The organism is Pseudomonas sp. GW822-FHT07A10, assembly GCF_058798795.1.
This window is the reverse complement of record NZ_JBXAKV010000015.1, coordinates 86117-107389: the sequence shown is the minus strand read 5'-3', so window position 1 is coordinate 107389 and position 21273 is coordinate 86117. Positions and strand designations below refer to the sequence as shown.

The 21273-nt window shown below is 59.0% G+C and carries 19 protein-coding genes; 13 read left to right on the top strand and 6 right to left on the bottom strand.

Annotated elements, in window-relative coordinates; genetic code table 11:
- Positions 1 to 102 precede the first annotated feature (102 nt).
- From AC1RL4_RS23020 to AC1RL4_RS23005, 4 genes are all read left to right on the top strand, one after another.
- The gene (locus AC1RL4_RS23020; protein WP_096479572.1) at positions 103 to 1668 is read left to right on the top strand and encodes an MBOAT family O-acyltransferase; all 1566 of its coding nucleotides are present in this window, start codon (positions 103 to 105) and stop codon (positions 1666 to 1668) included.
- Between the two features lie 11 nt (positions 1669 to 1679).
- On the top strand, positions 1680 to 2855 hold the full coding sequence (locus AC1RL4_RS23015) for an alginate O-acetyltransferase (RefSeq protein WP_096479571.1): 1176 nt from the start codon (positions 1680 to 1682) through the stop codon (positions 2853 to 2855).
- 15 nt (positions 2856 to 2870) lie between these two features.
- Positions 2871 to 3527, top strand: coding sequence for an alginate O-acetyltransferase AlgF (locus AC1RL4_RS23010; RefSeq protein WP_019581115.1), 657 nt, complete (start codon positions 2871 to 2873; stop codon positions 3525 to 3527).
- 146 nt (positions 3528 to 3673) lie between these two features.
- Positions 3674 to 5125: a mannose-1-phosphate guanylyltransferase/mannose-6-phosphate isomerase gene (locus AC1RL4_RS23005; RefSeq protein WP_230174244.1), complete on the top strand. Its 1452-nt coding sequence runs from the start codon at positions 3674 to 3676 to the stop codon at positions 5123 to 5125.
- 85 nt (positions 5126 to 5210) lie between these two features.
- On the opposite strand, the gene AC1RL4_RS23000 is transcribed toward AC1RL4_RS23005, so the two are convergent.
- A complete protein-coding gene (locus AC1RL4_RS23000; RefSeq protein WP_493120229.1) occupies positions 5211 to 7952 on the bottom strand; it encodes an RHS repeat domain-containing protein in 2742 nt (913 codons plus the stop codon).
- Between the two features lie 169 nt (positions 7953 to 8121).
- Between AC1RL4_RS23000 and AC1RL4_RS22995 the strand changes: the two genes are divergently transcribed.
- From AC1RL4_RS22995 to AC1RL4_RS22985, 3 genes are read left to right on the top strand one after another with little or no spacing between them, the layout of a single operon-like run.
- On the top strand, positions 8122 to 8586 hold the full coding sequence (locus tag AC1RL4_RS22995) for a hypothetical protein (RefSeq protein WP_019581118.1): 465 nt from the start codon (positions 8122 to 8124) through the stop codon (positions 8584 to 8586).
- A 32-nt stretch (positions 8587 to 8618) separates the two neighbouring features.
- Complete coding sequence (locus AC1RL4_RS22990; protein ID WP_019581119.1) at positions 8619 to 9443, top strand: SDR family oxidoreductase; 825 nt, start codon at positions 8619 to 8621, stop codon at positions 9441 to 9443.
- A gap of 55 nt (positions 9444 to 9498) precedes the next feature.
- Entirely contained in the window at positions 9499 to 9897 is a 399-nt protein-coding gene (locus AC1RL4_RS22985; protein ID WP_028940322.1) for a DUF4440 domain-containing protein, read from the top strand.
- Between the two features lie 149 nt (positions 9898 to 10046).
- On the opposite strand, the gene AC1RL4_RS22980 is transcribed toward AC1RL4_RS22985, so the two are convergent.
- From AC1RL4_RS22980 to AC1RL4_RS22965, 4 genes are read right to left on the bottom strand one after another with little or no spacing between them, the layout of a single operon-like run.
- A complete protein-coding gene (locus AC1RL4_RS22980) occupies positions 10047 to 10910 on the bottom strand; it encodes an efflux RND transporter periplasmic adaptor subunit (protein WP_019581121.1) in 864 nt (287 codons plus the stop codon).
- A gap of 25 nt (positions 10911 to 10935) precedes the next feature.
- Complete coding sequence (locus AC1RL4_RS22975) at positions 10936 to 11136, bottom strand: DUF1656 domain-containing protein (protein ID WP_007896379.1); 201 nt, start codon at positions 11134 to 11136, stop codon at positions 10936 to 10938.
- The gene (locus AC1RL4_RS22970) at positions 11126 to 13318 is read right to left on the bottom strand and encodes an FUSC family protein (protein ID WP_230175647.1); all 2193 of its coding nucleotides are present in this window, start codon (positions 13316 to 13318) and stop codon (positions 11126 to 11128) included. The genes AC1RL4_RS22975 and AC1RL4_RS22970 overlap by 11 nt, the downstream gene beginning before the upstream one ends.
- Positions 13319 to 13377: 59 nt before the next feature.
- Entirely contained in the window at positions 13378 to 14877 is a 1500-nt protein-coding gene (locus tag AC1RL4_RS22965) for an efflux transporter outer membrane subunit (RefSeq protein ID WP_230175648.1), read from the bottom strand.
- A 269-nt stretch (positions 14878 to 15146) separates the two neighbouring features.
- On the opposite strand from AC1RL4_RS22965, the gene AC1RL4_RS22960 reads away from it, so the two are divergent.
- The 4 genes from AC1RL4_RS22960 (at position 15147) to AC1RL4_RS22945 (ending at position 18679) form a co-directional block, all read left to right on the top strand.
- A complete protein-coding gene (locus AC1RL4_RS22960) occupies positions 15147 to 16115 on the top strand; it encodes a LysR family transcriptional regulator (RefSeq protein ID WP_019581124.1) in 969 nt (322 codons plus the stop codon).
- Between the two features lie 335 nt (positions 16116 to 16450).
- On the top strand, positions 16451 to 16825 hold the full coding sequence (locus AC1RL4_RS22955; RefSeq protein WP_230175482.1) for a DUF6124 family protein: 375 nt from the start codon (positions 16451 to 16453) through the stop codon (positions 16823 to 16825).
- A 230-nt stretch (positions 16826 to 17055) separates the two neighbouring features.
- Positions 17056 to 18030 carry a 2-hydroxyacid dehydrogenase gene (locus AC1RL4_RS22950; protein WP_018927144.1) on the top strand — a complete coding sequence of 325 codons (975 nt, stop codon included), beginning with the start codon at positions 17056 to 17058 and terminating at the stop codon, positions 18028 to 18030.
- A 139-nt stretch (positions 18031 to 18169) separates the two neighbouring features.
- A complete protein-coding gene (locus AC1RL4_RS22945; RefSeq protein ID WP_028940318.1) occupies positions 18170 to 18679 on the top strand; it encodes a DUF2165 family protein in 510 nt (169 codons plus the stop codon).
- Positions 18680 to 18707: 28 nt separating this feature from the next.
- Here AC1RL4_RS22945 and AC1RL4_RS22940 read toward each other — a convergent pair whose 3' ends face one another.
- Complete coding sequence (locus tag AC1RL4_RS22940; RefSeq protein WP_019581128.1) at positions 18708 to 19610, bottom strand: DMT family transporter; 903 nt, start codon at positions 19608 to 19610, stop codon at positions 18708 to 18710.
- A gap of 138 nt (positions 19611 to 19748) precedes the next feature.
- Here AC1RL4_RS22940 and AC1RL4_RS22935 point away from each other — a divergent pair, with 138 nt between their 5' ends.
- The gene (locus tag AC1RL4_RS22935) at positions 19749 to 20621 is read left to right on the top strand and encodes a helix-turn-helix domain-containing protein (protein WP_028940317.1); all 873 of its coding nucleotides are present in this window, start codon (positions 19749 to 19751) and stop codon (positions 20619 to 20621) included.
- A 133-nt stretch (positions 20622 to 20754) separates the two neighbouring features.
- Positions 20755 to 21234 (top strand): hypothetical protein, encoded by a 480-nt coding sequence (locus AC1RL4_RS22930; protein WP_028940316.1) that lies wholly within the window; start codon positions 20755 to 20757, stop codon positions 21232 to 21234.
- Positions 21235 to 21273: the final 39 nt, after the last annotated feature.

Below are 21273 nucleotides of genomic sequence, written 5' to 3'. Positions count from 1 at the left end.
GTCAGTGTCAGGCATGAATTGAGTAATACATCCCCGGATTTTCGTGGGGGGTTTGGGGGGGCCGTTGGCCCTTGACTGTTGGTTAAACATGGAGAGATCGGGATGGTATTTTCATCCAACGTGTTCCTGTTTCTGTTCTTGCCGATCTTTCTCGGCTTGTACTACTTGAGCGGGCAACGCTATCGCAACTTGCTGCTGCTGATCGCCAGCTACGTGTTCTACGCCTGGTGGCGTGTGGACTTCCTTGCGCTGTTCGCAGCCGTCACGCTGTGGAACTACTGGATCGGCCTGAAAGTTGGCGCCGCCGGTGTCCGGACCAAACCGGCCCAACGCTGGCTGCTGCTCGGCGTCGCGGTGGACTTGTGCATCCTGGGCTACTTCAAGTACGCCAACTTCGGCGTGGAGAGCATCAACGCGATGATGACCTCGGTCGGTCTGTCGCCGTTCATCCTGACCCACGTACTGTTGCCGATCGGGATCTCGTTCTACATCTTCGAGTCCATCAGCTACATCATCGACGTTTACCGCGGCGATACCCCGGCCACCCGCAACCTGATCGACTTTGCCGCATTCGTAGCGATCTTCCCGCACTTGATCGCGGGCCCCGTGCTGCGTTTCCGCGACCTGGCCGACCAGTTCAACAACCGCACCCACACCCTCGACAAGTTCTCCGAAGGTGCCACGCGGTTCATGCAGGGTTTCATCAAGAAGGTGTTCATCGCCGACACCCTGGCGGTGGTCGCCGACCATTGCTTCGCCTTGCAGAACCCGACCACGGGCGATGCCTGGCTCGGCGCCCTGGCCTACACCGCGCAGCTGTACTTCGACTTCTCCGGCTACAGCGACATGGCGATTGGCCTGGGCTTGATGATGGGTTTCCGCTTCATGGAAAACTTCAAACAGCCGTACGTCAGCCAGTCGATCACCGAGTTCTGGCGGCGCTGGCACATCAGCCTCTCCACCTGGCTGCGTGACTACCTGTACATCACCCTCGGCGGTAACCGTAAAGGCACGCTGATGACCTATCGCAACCTGTTCCTGACCATGCTGCTCGGTGGTCTGTGGCACGGCGCGAACATCACCTACATCGTCTGGGGCGCCTGGCACGGCATGTGGCTGGCAATCGAAAAAGCCATCGGCCTGAACACCTCGCCGCGCAGCTTCAACCCGATCCGCTGGGTCCTGACCTTCCTGCTGGTGGTGATGGGCTGGGTGATCTTCCGCGCAGAGAACCTGCACGTCGCCGGTCGCATGTACGGCGCAATGTTCAGCTTCGGCGAATGGTCGCTGTCGGAACTCAACCAGGCCAGCCTCACCGGTCTGCAAGTGGCAACCCTGGTGGTGGCTTACGTGACCCTGGCGTTCTTCGGCCTGCGTGATTTCTACACCAACCAGCCGCCAGTCAAGACCAAGCCTGCAGTGAACATCGAAACCGACGGCCCGGCCGCGGCGACGCCTGGAATGATCAAAGCCGTACCGGGCGACAACCCGGCCAGCATCCACCAACCGGGTTACACCGTCGGCGTTGAAGCGACTGTGCAACCGGCCTACTGGACCGCCGATTGGTCCCGTTACGTGATGCGCGCCCTGGTACTGCTGCTGTTCATCGCCTCGATTCTCAAACTCTCGGCGCAAAGCTTCTCGCCGTTCCTTTACTTCCAGTTCTGAGGGATCTGACCATGACCCGCTCATTACGCATCTTCTACATCGCCCTGTTCCTGGTGACCTTGCTGGTCCTGGGCGTGTGGTCGGTACGCAGCTTCTTCGGCTTCAGTACCAACGCCGATGCCACCGTGCTCAACGGACGCTGGACCAAAGCCGTCGAGACGCACTACGACGACGAGTTCCCAATCAAGCGCCTGGGCACCAACCTTTGGGCCGCGCTGGATTTCAAACTGTTCAACGAAGGTCGTCCGGGCGTGGTGCTCGGTCGCGATCAGTGGCTCTACAGCGATGAAGAGTTCCACCCGATCGTCAACGAAGAGTTGAACCTGCAAGGCAACTACGCGCTGGTAGAGGGCGTGCGCCAGGAACTGAAAAAGCGAGGCGTGCAACTGGTGATGGCGATTGTTCCGGCCAAGACGCGTCTGTACCCGGAACACCTGGGTGAAGTGAAGCCGGCGAGTATCCACGCCAATCTGTACAAGGACTTCCACGCTCGCGTGGCGGCCGACAAGATCCTCGCCCCTGACCTGCTCGGCCCGCTGCAACAAGCCAAGCACGACGGTCAGCAAGTGTTCCTGCGCACCGACACCCACTGGACCCCGGAAGGTGCACAAGTCGCTGCCCAGACCCTGGCCAAAACCATTGCCGACAAGGCACCGCTCAGTGGCGAACCGCAAAACTTCGTCACCGAACCTGCCGAGAAGGTGACGCACAAGGGTGACTTGCGGTTGTTCCTGCCGCTGGACCCGCTGTTCGAAAACCTGATGCCGGCGCCAGAACCTTTGCAGAAGCGCAACACCGTGGCGGCCCAGGATCAACCGGCCGGTGATGACGCGTTGTTCGCCAACACGGAAGTGCCGGTGGCCCTGATCGGCACCAGCTACAGCGCCAACCCTAACTGGAACTTCGTCGGTGCGCTGAAAGAAGCGCTGCACAGCGACGTGGTCAATTACGCCGAAGACGGCCATGGCCCGATTCTGCCGATGCTCAGCTACCTGAAAAGCGATGCCTTCAAGAACAGCCCGCCACAAGTGCTGATCTGGGAGTTCCCTGAACGATATCTGCCTGTGAACAACGAAATCGGTGACGCCGACCCACAGTGGGTCGCAGAGCTTAAACAAGCCGGCGCGCGCCAACAAAACGTAGCTGTAAACACCAAATCCGAGACGCCCGACCGGGCGCAAAACTGAAAGAGAGGTACACCCATGACTTTCACTACTACTCCTCGCCGTCTCGCCAAGACCTTTGCTCTCGTTGCCGGCATGAGCGTGCTCTCGATGCAAGCCTTCGCCGGTGGCGACGCTGCCCTCTACGGCCCGACCGCACCGAAAGGCTCCACCTTCGTGCGGGTCTACAACGCCGGTAACGCTGAAGTCAGTGCTACAGTCGGCACCACCAACCTGAATGAAGTCGCGCCGCTGTCCAGCACTGACTTCAGCTTCATGCCGGGCGGCGACTACAGCGCCAAGGTCGGTAGCCAGACCCTGCCGGTGAAACTGGCCGGCGATCACTATTACACCCTGGTCAACAACGCCAGCGGCGCACCACAACTGATCGAAGAGCCGCCGTTCAAGAACAAGCAGAAATCCCTGGTACGCGTGCAGAACCTGAGCGACAAGGCCCTGACCCTGAAAACCGCCGACGGCAAGACCGATGTGGTGCCGAACGTGGCTGCGAAGGGCCGTGGCGAGCGTGAAATCAACCCGGTGAAAGTCAGCCTGGCGCTGTACGAAGGCGACAAGAAAGTCGGCGACGTGAAGCCGGTTGCCCTGGAGCGCGGTGAAGCGGCGGTGCTGTACGTCACCGGCAACGGCAGCAGCCTGTCGCCAGTCTGGGTCAAGCGCCCAGTGTCGACGCGCTAATAATTTTTCCGAACAGCTGACCCCCAATGGGGCCTTGAAACGGGCCCCTGCACAGGGAGAGTCAACCGTCCGGTACGGAACAAAAACAAGAGTGAAACGACAGAACGTTCGTGGCTCTAACCAATCGATTTTAAAGGAGTAACAACATGATTCCGGTGATCTTGTCAGGTGGTAGTGGCTCACGTCTTTGGCCGCTTTCCCGTAAGCAGTTCCCCAAGCAATTCCTCGCCCTGACCGGCGAACACACGCTGTTCCAGCAAACCCTCGAACGCCTGGTGTTCGAAGGCATGGACACCCCGATCGTGGTCTGCAACAAGGAACACCGTTTCATCGTCAACGAGCAACTGAGCGCCCGCAACCTGGACGTGCAGCGCGTGCTGATGGAACCCTTCGGCCGCAACACCTCGCCAGCAGTGGCCCTGACCGCGATGATGCTGGTCAATGAAGGTCGCGACGAGTTGATGCTGGTGCTGCCGGCCGACCACGTCCTGGAAGACCAGAAAGCCCTGCAACGCGCCCTGGCCCTGGCCACCGTGGCGGCCGAGCGTGGCGAGATGGTGCTGTTCGGCGTGCCGGCGACCAAACCGGAAACCGGTTACGGCTACATCAAATCCACCAACGATGCCCTGTTGCCGGAAGGTGTCAGTCGTGTCTCGCACTTCGTCGAAAAACCCGACGTGAAACGCGCCACCGAGTTCGTCCAGTCCGGCGGTTATTTCTGGAACAGCGGCATGTTCCTGTTCCGCGCCAGCCGCTTCCTCGAAGAGCTGAAAAAGCACGATCCGGACATCTACGACACCTGCGTACTGACCCTGGAACGTAGCGCGCAGGATGCCGACACCATCGACATCGACCCCGCCACCTTCGCTTGCTGCCCGGACAATTCCATTGACTATTCGGTGATGGAAAAAACCCAGCGCGCCTGCGTCGTGCCGCTGACCGCGGGCTGGAGCGATGTCGGTTGCTGGTCGTCGCTGTGGGAAGTCAATGAAAAGGACGCCAACGGCAACGTCACCAAAGGCGACGTGGTCATCCAGGACAGCAAGAACTGCATGATCCACGGCAACGGCAAACTGGTGTCGGTGATCGGCCTGGAAAACATCGTGGTGGTCGAAACCAAGGACGCCATGATGATCGTCCACAAGGACAAGGTCCAAGGCGTCAAACAGATGGTCAACACCCTCAACGAGCAGGGTCGCAGCGAAACCCAGAACCACTGCGAAGTCTATCGCCCGTGGGGCTCCTACGACTCGGTGGACATGGGCGGTCGTTTCCAGGTCAAGCGCATCTCGGTCAAACCGGGTGCGTGCCTGTCGCTGCAGATGCACCATCACCGCGCCGAACACTGGATCGTGGTCAGCGGTACTGCTGAAGTGACCTGCGACGAAAACGTGTTCCTGCTCACTGAAAACCAGTCGACCTACATCCCGATCGCCTCGGTTCACCGCCTGCGCAACCCGGGCAAGATTCCACTCGAGATCATCGAAGTGCAATCGGGCAGCTATCTGGGTGAAGACGATATCGAGCGCTTTGAAGATATCTACGGTCGCTCGAACCCGGTCGAACGCGGCGTGTCGGTGAAAACCATCGCGCAGTAAACACCAGGCAAATTAAAAGCCCCCGTCCAGTCCGCCGCGAATCCCCATCCGCAGCGAGTTGGTCGGGGGCTTTTTTTATCCACGGTTATGCAGCCTTGGGAAGTGGTTTTTTATGCCAAGTATTGACCTTTACTGAACCTGGTACTTTGATTTCAAGCGTTCCGTGGAACTTTTTGTCGATACTGTCCAGCATGGCTCGTGAGTCCATTCTTCCCACCTGCACCGGACTGATTCCCGAATTGCCCAACAACAGCGCTTTCAACTCTTTCAATCGGCCTTTAACCATGGGCACCGCCCCTAGATCCGAAGAGTGTTTTGGATCGAGTACATCGGGCGAAGCAAAAAATTCTACGTTATCGAAATCTTTGCCAAAGGCTGCCTCCATCGCCTTGTCATCCTCAATATCGTATTCGGCAAAATGCGTTTTGTTGGCGAGAAACCTGCGCTCGTTCACCTCTCCGTTTATAGCCAACAGGAAGAACGTAAAACCCATGTTTCCAGCCTTGGTCCAATCCTTCTCACTGGTATTGCCACCTTTTCCGCCCAACGTCATCAAATTACTGTTGACCAGGGAAAAATTTGACTTGATAGCCATATGGGACGGTGTATCCCCCGGACTACTTGGATTGGACGAATAGTGGCGCAAGGTAAACCGCAGGTTTTTGGTCTTTTCAAGCACCACGGGTGTTGCCTGTGTTGTTTTGAAGTTCAGTTTGCCCTCGGTTATTTCGTTCATCATTGTGTAGGGAGCCACTCTGTCCGTATCGCTGTAATTGGCCTTGTACGATTCAAAAATCTCGATCGCAGTGCGTACTGCCGACTTGGATTTCGATTCCGTCCCCTGCTCGTCAAAAAAAACCAGCGGGCTGTTGCGCACCATTCGGAAAAGATTGAAGCCATCCGCCTCCCACCCTGCCGGATCCGGGCTGGTCCATCGCTGTAACCACGGGATGTAGTAGCGATCCCCATAGTAATAAAGCCCCGTCGCGTCCCGCTCCTTACCCGAATAGCGAATGGTTTTATTGTCGACGCCAACCACGTCCGAACCGGCAAACCATGCAGTTTCGCCAAAGGGATAGAAGACTTCCTGACTGATGATGCGTGCGTCGTCGGCCAGTTCCAGGGTGCAGGACCTCAGGTGATCGACCAGGTTGTACCGGTATTGATCGTTGACCCCGGACGGTGGGTCGCTTACCCAGTGCAACACCCGAACCGTATTGAGTCCGGCCTGCACGGTGATGACGTGGAGCACTTCTCCAGTGCCACTGTCAGTGCGCATTTCCAGCCCTGGCATGTAACGCACTTCGGCTTTCACGGTTCGGGCATTGGTCTGCAATGAACGAATCTTGCGCACTCGCTGGCCGCCGCTATCGTAGAAATAACATTCACAGTCATTACGTCCGGATTTACGTTCCACCGGGCTGACCGACTGCAATTGATTGCGCAGGTCCCACGTCAACAGCCGCCCCTGATCCAGCTCCAGCAAATTGCCCTTGGCATCGAATGCCGCGGCGATTTCATTTTCGGTCGGCGGCACCCCGTTGCGGTATGGCAAGCAACGATTGCTGTACCGGGCAGCCTTAAGTTCGCGCCCAGGACTTTGGGCACCCACATGTGCCAGCTTCAGCAAATTGCCGCTTTCGTCATGGCTGAAGGTTTGGTGGTAGTTACCGAGCGCAGCAGGATCGTTACGGCCGACGGATGCCGGCCCTTGATTGGCGGCGCCCGCCTCCCAGCCAATCGCCGCGATCAATTGATAAAAACTGTCATACCAGAATCGACTGACGGGTTCGACGCGTTGATTGTTGAAATAACGCACTGGCAACGCCTTGTCTTCGATACTCAGCACATTACCCATGCGGTCATAGTCATAGAGCAGATGTTGCAACTCGCCGGTACGCTCGCTGTGCGCCCGCCGCGTCATCAAGTGACCACTCTCGGCGCAGTACGTAAGTGTTGTTTGTACGTCGTTGCCCGCCACTTCTCGCGTGACTTGTCCGTCGGCGTTGTACTCGATCTCCCGGACCAGTGTTTGCCACGTGAGCTTGCCGGCCAGTTTGAGTTCGCTCTGGCGCAACCGACCATCACGGGTGAAGTCAAACCTCTGGGTGTTCTGCCGGGCATCGACCATTTCCAGCACATCACCGTGCGGCCCGTAACGCCACGTCGAGATTGCGCCCTCATCTGGTTCCAGTAACGCCTCACGCTCGGCAATCGGCTCGGGCCAATCCGGTGCAACGGCCTCCAAGGTGAAGTGTTGAGCCTGCCTTGTGCACTGGCCAGTGATCGCGAACGACTCAAACAGCACGGTCCCGCCCGGGCTATCCTGGCGAATCAATTCCCCGCATTGGTTATGATCCTGGGCCTCCGGTTCGGCACGAACATACTCCATGCGTTCAGCACAACGTCGTGGTTCGGTGGCCAGGTGTTCGAACACCGCCACGGGCCGAAGCAGGTCGTCGTATTCAACCTCGCGTCGTATCCCGCGGCTGTCCCAGCTGAACAGCACCTGATCGGCCAGGCCTAACAGACTGACTGTCGAGCCGGCATCGACACTGTTCGTGCAAACGGGATGGCCAAGCAGCGAATGCACTGTCGTAAGATTGGCAGGGACTGCAGGGTCGTCCTTGTGCAACGCCCACAGCCGAGGGTCCCACTGTTTTATCGGGAAACCCGCGGCATCGTGGAGCGTGCGATTGAATCGCGCCTGAGCGGCGATGCCTTCAACCTCACGCCAATAATCAACCGAACAGACGGGCAATCCTCGCGGATCGAAGACAGACACTTTGGGTGTGTTGTAGTGCATTCCCATCGTCGAGGCCGGCATGCCCTGGATGTCCTTTTTTTGCCAATGGCCATCTAATCGTGGCGCTGACTGCCTGGCTACTGTCAGAAATTACAGTAGCGACCAGCGGTAGATGCCCCTTGAACCGCGAATGTCCATTCCCGCGGCCCTTCGGTAGGATGGTGGTCATGAGTTCAAGGAGCGTTAAAACATGTTCATCGGCGTCTTGCTGGTCATTACCTGGCTGATCCTGTTGCTGCGCTACCCGGCCAAGGCCGTGCCGGTTTCCGTGGCGGCCGCTGTCGGATTGGGCCTGGTGGCAACGTGGGTGTTCTGGATGGACAACCGCGAAATCAAGCAACTGGCACGCCTTGAGCTGCGCATCACTTACGCACCCGAGCACTGTCCCGCAGACCGGCCGTTGAAGTTGACAATGAAAAACGGCAACGACGTGCCACTGACCGAGTTGCGCTGGCGCATCGCGGCGTATGCGCCGGGCGATACGGTGAACCTGGCCGACAATCAATACGCTGCGCCACGTTATCGCGGCCCCGGTGAATTGCAGGCCGGCGGCAGTTGGGAAGACTGCTTGCCGCTACCGCCCTTGCGCCCCGGCTACCGCCCGCAAACCCTGGAATTTCGCGCTGAACGGTTGCAGGGTAGTTTCTCCGACTGATCCCCCTTTTTCTTTTGCACAAGGACCGCGCCATGCCTGTTGCGTTGATTACCGGTTGCTCCAGCGGCATTGGCCGCGCACTTGCCGACACCTTCAAAAATGCCGGTTACGAAGTCTGGGCCAGTGCCCGCAAGGCTGAAGACGTGGCAGCACTCACCGCCGCCGGTTTCACCGCCGTGCAGCTGGACGTTAACGATGGCCCGGCCCTCGAACAGCTGAGCGAGCGGATCAACCAGCAACGCGGCGGCCTCGATGTGCTGATCAACAATGCCGGTTATGGTGCCATGGGGCCGCTGCTCGATGGCGGCGTGCCGGCCATGCAGCGCCAGTTCGAAACCAACGTGTTTGCGATTGTCGGCGTCACTCGCGCGATGTTCCCGGTACTGCGTCGCGCCCGGGGGCTGGTGATAAACATCGGCAGCGTTTCCGGGGTTCTGGTCACGCCGTTTGCCGGTGCCTACTGCGCCTCGAAAGCCGCCGTGCATGCCTTGAGCGATGCGTTGCGCATGGAACTGGCGCCGTTCGGCGTGCGGGTCATGGAAGTTCAGCCTGGGGCCATCGCCTCCAGCTTCGCGAAGAATGCCGGCCACGAAGCCGAGCAACTGATCACCGAACAATCACCGTGGTTTCCACTGCGTGAAGGTATTCGTGCACGGGCCAAGGCCTCTCAAGATAAACCAACGCCGGCCAGTGAATTTGCCGCTGGTTTACTGAAGGCAGTACAGCAGAGCAAAACGCCGCGTCTGGTGCGTTTGGGTAACGGCAGCCGGGCGTTGCCGTTGATGGCGGGGTTATTGCCAAAAGGGTTGCTGGAGTCGGGGTTGATGAAGCGGTTCGGGTTGCGCGGGCAGCTCTGAGACCGCGAAGGCGTCAGAACAAAACTTTCAGACTTTCAGACTTTCAGGAAACAGCATGACCGACTACACCGAATACTTTGACGAAGTGATCCAGGCCCACGTAGCCATCGAGCAATGGTTGGCCGAGGAGCGGGACGAGGCCGAGCTTGAGCAATTGCTGACGCGTTTTTCACCGCAGTTTTCCATGGTCTCGCCGTTGGGCCGGGTACTGGATTTCGAGGCGTTGAATGAATTGTTTCTGCTCGCGGGCGGGAAGAAGCTCGGGTTCAGGATTGAGCTCAGCGAGTTGCGAGGTGTTGCGCTGTATGACGGTGGCGCAGTGGTCAGTTACCGCGAGCAACAGACCGATGCGACGGGGCTGCATTCGGATCGGCGGTCCTCGGTGGTGTTTGAGAAACAGGCCGATGGCAAGGTGGTTTGGCGGCATTTGCATGAGACGTTTTGCCAAGGCTGACACGGCCATTTTTTGTGGCGAGGGGGCTTGCCCCCGTTCGGCGGCGCAGCCGTCGCAAGGCTGATTCCGCGGTGTGTCTGACCGTACCGGTTTGCAGATTTTTGGGGGCTGCTGCGCAGCCCAACGGGGGCAAGCCCCCTCGCCACGGGTCATTCGCCAGCCGGGGGGGGCACCACCACCGTACACGTAATCCCCGCCGCCAACAGCACGCCCTCCGGCACTTCATCAATGTGAATCCTTACTGGCACCCGCTGCGCCAGACGCACCCAGTTAAAAGTCGGATTCACATCAGCGATCAGCTCGCGGCTTTCCGGATTATCGCGGTCGTAGATGCCGCGAGAAATACTTTCCACGTGGCCCTTGAGCACTTCGCCACTCATCAATTGCATGTCGGCTTTATCGCCCACGCGAACATGCGGCAGTTTGGTTTCTTCGAAGAAGCCATACACCCAGAACGAATTCATGTCGACCACCGCCATTTTCGCTTCGCCGATGCGCGCATAGTCACCGCGATGGACATTGAGGTTGGTGACGTAGCCGTCCACCGCCGCCCGCACTTCGGTGCGCTGGAGGTTCAGTTCGGCGGCTTCCAGTTGCGCTTGTGCGTTCTGGTAATCGGCCAGGGCCGAGTCGGCGATGTTGGTGGCGTCGTCGCGGTTTTCCCTGGAGATCACCAGGTTGTCGAGGTCGGCGCGGCGATGGGCGTTGACCTTGCGCATCTCCCACGTGGCCTTGCGCGAGGCCACCAGGCTCTGCGCCTGTTTCACCGCGAGACGGTAGTGCTCGGGGTCGATGCGCATCAGCAAGTCGCCCTTTTTCACCAACTGGTTATCGCGCACCGGCACCTCCACCACCTCACCGGTCACGTCGGCGGCGACGTTGATGATGTCGGCGCGCACCCGGCCGTCACGGGTCCAGGGCGTGTTCATGTAATGCACCCACAAGGTCCGGCCGATCCACAGGGCAAGGGCCAGTACCAGCAGGGTCGCGAGCAGGCTGAAAAGCTTTTTCATCAAGGCCTTCTTCAGTGATAGAGAGTCAACGGTAGACAGTCAGCGCCAAAGCGCCGAACAGACAGGTAAACAGGCTCAGGCGCAGCAGCGCCGGGTGCCAGAAGAAACGGTACAGATCGAACCCGGACAAGAACCGGTCAAGCGCCCAGGCCAGCGCCGCCGCAATGAAAAACATCAGGGTCATGGTCGGCATGTACACGCCGTGGAAGGCGATTTCACGAGGCATGTTCAAGTCCTTGGGGCTTGGCAATGGTGTATGAGGCCAGCGGCGATTGCGGGTCGAGCAACGAGGTGCGGATGAAGTGCAGGTAGCTCTTCACCCGGCGCAAGGCAGAGGTATCGAAGTGTGGCGCGAAGGGTTCGTCGGTGGCCTGCACGCGGCCGATCGCGTGGTCGACGGCGACCAGCGCCCGCTCCAGATTGCTCTGGCCCGGTTGCAGAAACAGCCGCACCAGCGAACGCCCCATCACCCGTATGGACTGGCGCCATGGCTGGGATTCGGCATACGCCGGGTGCACCGGCAGAATCGCTTGTTCCTTACGCAGTTCGATAATCGCGTGGCCGACTTCCAGCACCACCAACATCCAGCGCAACAAGTCCCGTTGCACCTGCGGCTGCCCCACTGCAAGGCCGTAGGCCTGATGCAGCAAGTCCCGCGTGCGGCTTTCGAAACTCGACGCCAGCCCTTTGAGTTTGCCGCTGATGGCGTACACCACTTGCCCGCGCAAGTCCTGCTCCAGCCGCCGCCACAACCAGCGGCTGTTGGGCGGCAGAATGATTGCCCCGGCCGCCGCGCACACCAGCATGCCCATCACCATGGCGATGTAGTCGTTGATGAAGGCGTAAGGGTTGTAGACCGTAAGGTTGTCCGGCACCGAACCGGTGCTGAAGAAGATCAGCAACCCCAGGCCGACACCGGCGTATTGCGGCCGAGAAGTGAGGAACGAGCCGAGCACGATCACCGGCGCGAGCATCACGCAAAGCAATGGAAAACCGTCGATCCAGGGGAAGATGAAAAACATCTCGACGAAGCCGATCAGCGCCCCGAGCAAGGTCCCGCAGGCCATCTGAAAGGCCATTCGCTTGGGGTTTGGCGTCGCGGCTGACAGGCCGACGGTGGCGGCGGCGATCAGGGTCATGGTCGCCCCGCTCGGCCACGCGGTGGCCACCCAATAGCTGCCGAGCACCACAAGGATGAACGCTGCGCGAATCCCCGACGCGGCCGAGGCCAGCCAATTGGTTTGCGGGGTGAAGGGCTCGTCCCAACGCTCCCGTTCGTGGCTGTGATCGGCGAGCGACGCGTGGGTCTGTGCATAACTGTGCAGGTCGTCGACGAAGCGATAAAGCAGTTCGTAGGCAGTGTGAAAATCCAGCTGCTCGGCGTCGCTCGGATCGCTCTCCTGAAAGCTCGCCCGCAACTTGCGCACCCGCGCCGGCAAGTTGTCCTTGTAAGTCGCCAAGGCGCTGGCCAGGCGAGCGGCATCAGGGCTGGTCAGCGCACGGCCGCTGAAACCGTCGAGCACTTCGGCCAGGTCCTGCAACCCTGGTTTGATCGCCGCGACAACATGATCGGCGCCGCTGCCGCGCAGGCGCTCGAGCAACTGATGCAGGGCATTGAAGCGTGTGGTGACGCCCATGAACTCGCTGTTCAAACGACTGAGTCGCCCGTTGCGTCGACGCATATGCGGGTCTTCGAACACCGTGACACTGCGCAGTCCTTCCAGGCCCACCGCTTCGGCGATGAACCGAACGTTGCTTGCTTCAAACGCTTCGCGCCGACTGCGACCGCGCAAGCCATCAGTGACGAACAACGCAAACACACCGAAGCGTTGATACAACGCATTGCGCATCGCCGCACTGGCGGTTTGCGGCAGGATCGCGGCGCTGACCAGCGTCGAGCAGAGAATCCCCAGGGAGATTTCCAGCACTCGCCAGACCGCAGCCATGAATGCGCCGTCCGGGTGAGCCAGAGCGGGCAGCCCAACCATCGCCGCCGTATAACCGGCGAGCACAAATCCATAGGCGCGGAAGTTGCGACAACGCGCTGCGCCAGCCGTGCACAGGCCGACCCAGATCGCCAGCGAGCCGAGGAACAGTTCGGTGTTCTGCGCGAACAAGGCAATCAGCGCGACCATCACCGCCGACCCGGCCAACGTGCCGAGGAAGCGATAGAAACTCTTGGCGAACACCTGGCCGCTTTGCGGTTGCATGACGATGAACACGGTGATCATCGCGGTGCGCGGTTGCGGCAATTCAAGACGCATGGCCAGCCACAGCGTGAGGAATGCGGCGAACAGCACCTTGAAAATGTAGACCCAGGTCACGCCGTCGCTGCGCGCCCAGTCGAAGAAACCCCGGCGCCATTCAAGGGAATATAGCCAGCGCAAAGGTGCGGGCAAGGGAGTCATGAAATTTTGCTCAATGGTCTAGGGCTTGAGGAACTGTGGGTGTGCCTGAAACGTCGTGCTCACTTCAAAAGGCTCGGGGTTTTCGGGGGCTGGGTTTTCTCGGCACTCGGGACGTCGTCGCCCGCATCGAGTCCGCCGCCGAGCGCCGTCACCAACTCCGCATGAGCACTCAACCGCGCAGCCTGAACCTGCTGCTGCACTTGCTGTTGCTTGAACAACAAGGTCTGCGCATTGAGTACGTTGAGGTAATCGGTGAGCCCACGTTGATAGGCGATCATCGCGATGTCGTAGGTCTTCTGCGCCGTGGCCACCGATTCGGCGGCGAACGTTTGCTGCTTGTCCATCGACTCGCGGCGGATCAACTGGTCGGAGATGTTCTTCAGCGCATTGACCAGCGTCTGGTTGTATTTGGCCACGGCGATGTCATAACCGGCCGAGGCTTCACCCAGCTCGGAACGCAAGCGGCCGCCGTCAAAAATCGGCAATGTAATCGCAGGTCCCACGCTGTAGTTGAGCTTCTTGCCGGTCAGGAACTCCAGCGCACCGCCGCCAGTGGCCATGTAACCGAGGCTGCCGACCAGATCGACGTTGGGGTAGAAGCCTGCGTGAGCGACATCGATGCCCCGCGCCTGGGCCGCCACTTGCCAACGACTGGCAACCACGTCCGGGCGTTGCCCGAGCAATTGCGCCGGCAACGATGACGGTAACTTCAGCGCCGTCCCCAACGACAGCGTCGGCCGTTGCAACTGCGCGCCCGCCCCCGGTCCCTTACCGGCCAAGGCCGCGAGCTGGTTACGGCTGAGGGCGATTTCTTCATCCAGCGCATCGAGTTGGCGATGGGTTTCCGGTAGCGGCGTTTCGGCCTGGCTGACTTCGAAGTGCGTGCCGATGCCACCGTCCAGGCGTTTTTGCGCCAGGTCGAGGATTTGCTGTTGCTGCTTCAAGGTCGCCGCGACGATGTCCCGTTGCGCGTAATGCAACGAGAGCTCGATGTAGGCACGCACGATGTTGTTCTGCAATTCGAGCTGGGCCTGCCGTGCTTCGGCAGCGCTCATGTGCGCCATGTCCACCGCTTGCTCGGTGGCGTTGCTTTCGCGCCCCCAGAGGTCGAGGGCATAGCTGAAGCCCAGCGCGGCGTTGTTGTCCCAAGTGGTGGTGTTGGCCAACTCACCGGGGCCGTAGAACTGATCGGTGGGCCAGTTGTGGCGTTTGAGGGTCGACTGGCCATTGATCTGCAGCGACTCGGCGGACTCGGCAATACCCGCCATGGACCGGGCCTGACGCACTCGCGCGGCGGCCATGGCCATGTTCGGACTGTCTTGCAGGGCGAGGGAGATCCAGCGGTTCAGTTGCGGGTCGCCGTAGGCTTGCCACCATTGGGCAGTGGGCCAGTGAGCGTCCCGGGCGGCGCTCTGGATGGCTTCGTCGGTGGCCAATGAATTGGCCTCCAGTGCCTTGCCTTGTGGGGCAATACCGCCGGTTCCGATGCAGCCGCTGATTGCCAGGGTTAAAGCCAAAACACTGAGCGTCTTGAGCGCTCTGTTGATGCGACGCGGCACTGCTGCGATTTCCTGAAAATTGGGAGGTGTAGGAGCGAGGCTTGCCCGCGAAGACGGTCTGTCAGGCGATATCAATGGTGACTGTGAGACCGTCTTCGCGGGCAAGCCTCGCTCCTACAAGAACGGGCGCAATTCTAGGGGGCGGTCCGAATGGCGATAAGCCGGGAATCTTGTGAATCTTTGTTACCGTTAACGAGATAATCCCTTGGTCGGGGTCTCAGTCTCTGAAACTTCGTGTCACAATTTGCCATCCGCCAAGAGAGCACCCCATGGACACTTTGCAAAACATGCGCGCCTTCAGTTACGTGGCCGAGGCCGGCAGCTTCACCGCCGCCGCCGTACAACTGGACACCACCACGGCCAATGTCTCGCGCGCGGTCTCCAACCTGGAAGCCCACCTGCAAACCCGCCTGCTCAACCGCACCACCCGGCGCATTGCCCTGACCGAAGCGGGCAAGCGCTATCTGTTGCGCTGCGAGCAGATCCTGGCCTATGTCGAAGAAGCCGAAGCCGAGGCCAGCGACGCCCACGCGCGCCCAGCCGGGCAACTCAAGGTGCACACCATGACCGGCATCGGTCAGCACTTCGTGATCGACGCCATCGCTCGCTACCGCAAGACCCACCCCGACGTGACCTTCGACCTGACCATGGCCAACCGTGTGCCGGACTTGCTCGACGAGGGCTACGACGTGTCCATCGTGCTCGCCAGCGAACTGCCCGACTCGGGCTTCGTCTCCCAGCGTTTGGGCATCACCTACAGCATCGTTTGCGCATCGCCCGCCTATGTAAAAGCCAACGGCTGCGCGCAGAAGCCCAGCGATTTGCTCAATCACATGTGCTTGCGCCTGGTGAGCCCGGTGATCCCGCTGGAAAAGTGGGCCTTCGACGGCCCGGAAGGCCAGGAAATGGTCACCATCAACAGCTCACCGTTCTTGGTGAACTCCGCTGACGCGATGAAGACAGCGATCACCAGTGGCATGGGCGTTGGTGTGTTGCCGGTGTATGCGGCGATTGAAGGGCTGCGCAACGGTACGCTGGTACGGGTGATGCCAAAGTACCGCTCGCAGGAATTGAACCTGTATGCGATTTACCCGTCGCGACAGTATCTGGACGCGAAGATCAAGACGTGGGTCGAGTATTTGCGCGGGTCGTTGCCGGAGATTCTGGCGGCGCATCAGGCGGAATTGGCGGCGTATGAGTTGAGTGGGAGCTTGGGTGGGGCTCGGGTGGCAAACTGACTTCACGGTCCCACAGACGCGGTGCTTTTTTTGGGGAGGTTTCCGACAAGTTTTGACGGTTGTTGCGTCGGAAGCGAAGTGGGTAGGCTTTGTGGGTCGCTGCCAAATCAGCGATCAGGTCTGGAAAACCTGGCAAACACTTACTACAGCTCATGGCATACTGCGGCGCTTTTTTTGCACGCAATCCTTGTTATGGCGGCTGTGCGCGGGAGACCTTCGGGTCTGCCGGGTTTTGGTGGGTGTTCCGGTTTTTCCAGTCCGCGCACAGCTGCCACCCTTTCGTCTGGAAAACGAAAGATGGCAGTTCCACTTCATCTGCCAATGAGTACTTCCGCATGATTAAAGAAACACCGAACCCTCCGGAAACCGACGACGTTTCGCCCTACGAATCTCTCGATTCCAAAAAACTCAACGAAGCCGCCGAACGCGCGCTCGACCACTACCTCAAGCCCACTCCGAAAAAACCAGAAGGCCGCAAGCCAAGCAGGATGTTTCAGGTTGCGCCGGACATGGACAACGAAAGTCTGCTCGCTCATGTCTGCGAATCCCTGGCCTCGGCCAGCGTCATGACCAGCGACATTGCAGCCTATGTCGACGCCCCGCAGCGGTATACGATCCTGGCGATTCAGCAGGTCATCATGTTGGCCGAGCTGGCAGTGAACCGAGTACTGGATAACGTCGACGTACCGAAGACTGCGCCACACAGCTGACCCGTTGTAGGAGCGAGGCCGTGGCGAGGGGGCTTTCCCCCGTTTGAGTGCGTAGCACTCACAATATCTTTGGACCACCAGAGATTTTGGGGCTGCTTCGCAGCCCAACGGGGGCAAGCCCCCTCGCCACAGGTCGCGCCTACAGTTTTGGATGGCGTACACCCTCGCATAATGTCCGCGAAGAATGTTAGCTTGCTTGGCAATCTCCACGCCCGACGAGCCCCTCTCCAATGAAAAAAACCGTCCTCGCCTTCAGCCGCATCACCCCGCCCATGATCGAACGCCTGCAACAGGATTTCGATGTGATTGTGCCGAACCCGAAAAACGGCGACATTGCCGCCCAGTTCAACGAAGCCCTACCCCACGCTCATGGCCTGATCGGCGTTGGCCGCAAACTCGGTCGCGCACAACTGGAAAACGCCAGCAAACTGGAAGTGGTCTCCAGCGTCTCCGTCGGCTACGACAACTACGACCTCGCCTACTTCAACGAACGCGGGATCATGCTCACCAACACCCCCGACGTACTCACCGAAAGCACCGCTGACCTGGCCTTCGCCCTGCTGATGAGCAGCGCCCGCCGCGTCGCCGAGCTGGACGCCTGGACCAAGGCTGGCCAATGGCAAGCCACCGTCGGCGCACCGTTGTTCGGCAGCGATGTGCATGGCAAAACCTTAGGCATCGTCGGCATGGGCAACATCGGCGCGGCCATCGCCCGTCGTGGTCGACTGGGCTTCAACATGCCGGTCATCTACAGCGGCAACAGTCGCAAGACCGCACTGGAACAAGAACTCGGCGCACAGTTCCGTAGCCTGGATCAACTGCTGGCCGAAGCCGATTTCGTCTGCCTGGTGGTGCCGCTCAGCGAAAAAACCAGGCACCTGATCAGCCACCGTGAACTGGCGTTGATGAAACCGAGCGCCATTCTGGTGAACATCGCCCGCGGCCCGGTGGTGGACGAACCGGCGCTGGTCGAAGCGCTGCAAAACAACCGGATTCGTGGCGCCGGGCTGGACGTTTACGAGAAAGAACCACTGGCTGAATCACCGCTGTTCCAACTGAAAAACGCCGTGACCCTGCCGCATATCGGCTCGGCCACACACGAAACCCGCGAAGCGATGGCCAACCGTGCGTTAGCCAACTTGCGCAGTGCCTTGTTGGGTGAACGACCGCAGGATCTGGTGAACCCACAAGTGTGGAAAGGCTGATCAAAACGGGCAGGTGTTTTAAACGCCTGCCCTTTCAATACACAACTTGCAATTCAGTCTGCCGCCGAAAAACAGATACACGCTATAGACTCTCCACTACTTAGCTGCTTACGGAGCCTACTTATGGAGAACCCTCATATTGAACCACCTGACAACCGACCAGATCATCAGATACAGCAAAGTAATATTGATGGCGTATATCAGTTTTTTTGGCCTGCTGGTGATGTATAGCAACTTCACTGACTACGCAACAAACTATGAATATGTCGCTCACGTCCTAAGCATGGACACGACTCAAAACAACGAAAAAACCAGCTATCGGGCAATCACCTCTCCCCTGCTTCACCACCGTATCTACTGGCTCATCATTACCCTCGAAGTGACGTATACCGTTTATTGCCTAATGGGTACATATCAGCTTTTTCGGAATATTCACGCTTCAGCCAAAAAGTTTCACGAGGCTAAAAAATTCTCCATCATCGGCTTATTGATCGGTTTGTTTATTTATTACGTCTGCCTGCAAGTCGTGGGTGTCGAGTGGTTCAACATGGACAAATCACAAACATGGAACGCCAAAGACTGGGCTCGGCATATTGTTGACTTTATGTTGCCATTATTAATGTATGTGACGCTGAAGATCGAGCGCTGAGACAGACCGCGCTCGACCATTAATCAGCTCAAGCCAACTTACCGCTCGCCTGCACCATCGGTGCCTTGGGCTTACGAAACACCAGCACATTGCCCAACATCACCAGCACCAACCCCACCAATGCCGGCGCCGTCCATTGATAGCCCTCGGCAAACGCCGACACATTCAGCGCGACCACGGGGAACAACACGGTGCAATACGCCGCCCGCTCCGGCCCCATGCGCCCGACCAGCGTCAAGTAGGCGGTGAAGCCAATCACCGAGCCCGGTATCACCAGGTACAGCAACGAGCCGATGTAACGGGCGTTCCATTCCATGTCGAACGGGATGCCTTTGACCAGGCACCACACTGACAACATCGCCGCGCCATAAGCCATGCCCCAGGCATTGGTGGTCAGGGGTTTCAGGCCGGCCCTCTGCTGCAGACTCGACAGCATGTTGCCCGCCGAGAAGCACAAGGTTCCGAGCAACGCCAGAGCCAACCCGAGCAAGGTTTCCGGGCTGGCGGTATGACCGGCAAGCTCCGGCCAGAACAACAGACCAAGACCGAGCAAGCCCAGCGCGCCGCCCATCAGCACGTTGCGGGCGATTTTCTGGCCGAAGAACACCCGCGCATTGAAGGCGTTCCACAATGTTGCGGTGGAAAACACCACGGCGACCAGGCCGCTGGGGATCCATTGGCTGGCGGTGAGGAAGCACATGAAATTGATACAGAACAGGCACAGCCCCTGCGCCAGGCAAATCAGATGCCCGCGACGGTTCATCACTTGCAGGCGCCGGCTGAGCAGCAACATCACGAACAGCACCAGCGCGGCGAGACCGAAGCGATAGACGATCGACACTGGAATCGCCACCACGCCCAGTTGCCATTTCAAGGCAATCCAGGTGGTGCCCCAGATCAATACGGTCAGCAGGTATAACGAGAGGTTCATGGTGAAGACTCCTGAATAGGCCTTCAGTGTCCGGCGCGACACCCTTTTGCACTTGCATAAACTTGCGCTTTTGTCGGTCGGCAGGCTGGCAGGCCAGCGTCTACGGAGTAGGATGCAAGGCGTTGGAGAGAACCGATCATGGCCGCACTGGAAACGTTGCAAGTCTTTCAAGCCCTCAACCGCTCGCCCAATGCTCGCCTGGAGCACAGCGCCGAGCTCGGTGACGGCATGGCTGCGGCTTTGTGGAGCAACCACCATGACGCCCAGGACTACGAAGCGCCGAGCCATCACACTTTGTCGTGCTACATCGCCGGCGGTACCGGCACCTTTCGCCGCGACCAGCCCGGCACCAAGGGCGGCCCGGACAAGCTGTGCATTCTGCCGGCCGACCATCAGTCTGGCTGGGTGATCAACGGCGACATTCGCCTGGCCCACCTGTATTTCAGCCCCGAACAATTTGCCCTTGGTTGCGTCACGCTGCTGGATCGCGAGCCGCGGGAATTGCAGTTGCGCGAGCGCACGTTCCTCGAAGACCCGCAGCAAGTACGGCACTTTCGGCAGTTGATCACCCTCAACTGGGACGAACCCGGCGAACGCCTGCTCACCAGCAGCCTGGCCCACGAGATGCTCAGCCACGCCTTGCTCAGCCAGGTTGGTGTGCGTCAGGGCTTGCGCCTCAAGGGTGGATTGGCGGCGCATCAGCGGCGGCAGCTGGTGGAGTTCATCGACAGTCAGTTGGCGGAGGCGATCAGCCTTGGGCAATTGGCGAGCTTGTGCGCGCTGTCGGAATATCACTTTGCGCGGATGTTTCGTGTGAGCTTCGGCTTGCCGCCGCATCAGTATGTGTTGGCGCGGCGATTGAGCCGGGCTCGGGAGTTATTGCGCGCAACATCGCAGCCATTGGGGGAAATTGCGCTGGCGTGCGGTTTTGCCAGTGCCAGTCACTTTACCAATCGGTTTCGCCAGGCTTTGGGTGGGACGCCTGGCGAGTATCGTCAGGCATTTCGTTAGAACCCATTGCGCAATATACGCGCTCTCTTATTGCGAGACATTATTAAAATCACTAAACATCTGTCAGATTTGACAGTAGCCATATAAATACTGAAAGCGGATCATTTTTAACTCAATCTATGGAGAGATAAAAATGTCCGCAGGCATGCTTACTGAACTGGACTCCAAAATTCTGAAAAAAGGCCCCTTCGCATCCGGCACTGTGAAATCAACAATTGAAAGCCGCCCCGACTTTGAAAGCACCCAAGTTATTTTCAGGCGCATTTCAGACAGTGCAATCCAGATCATAGGAATAATGAACGGCAGACACTGGGAGTTTATTTTCAAGGACAATCTCACACTCAGGAAATATAATATTGGGGCTCCCGAAATCAACAATTTCATATATGTGCAAACAGTCCCACACGATCCTGATTATGATCACGTTTTTATCGCCGACCCTGGAAGTGGAGGAATAACAGTCATCAAGGTTGACTTTGTTAAGGGAGAGCTCGAGTTTGACTTTAAATGTACCGTAACACGGGAAGGTTTTCCCGGCACCACGACCAAAACAGAGGGCAAAGTCGCTGTTTCGGGCATGCAACAAACCCGTCAGCACCCCGTCCATAAGTAGTGATCGGCGCGCCTGTCACCAAAGCGACAGGGTTCCTCA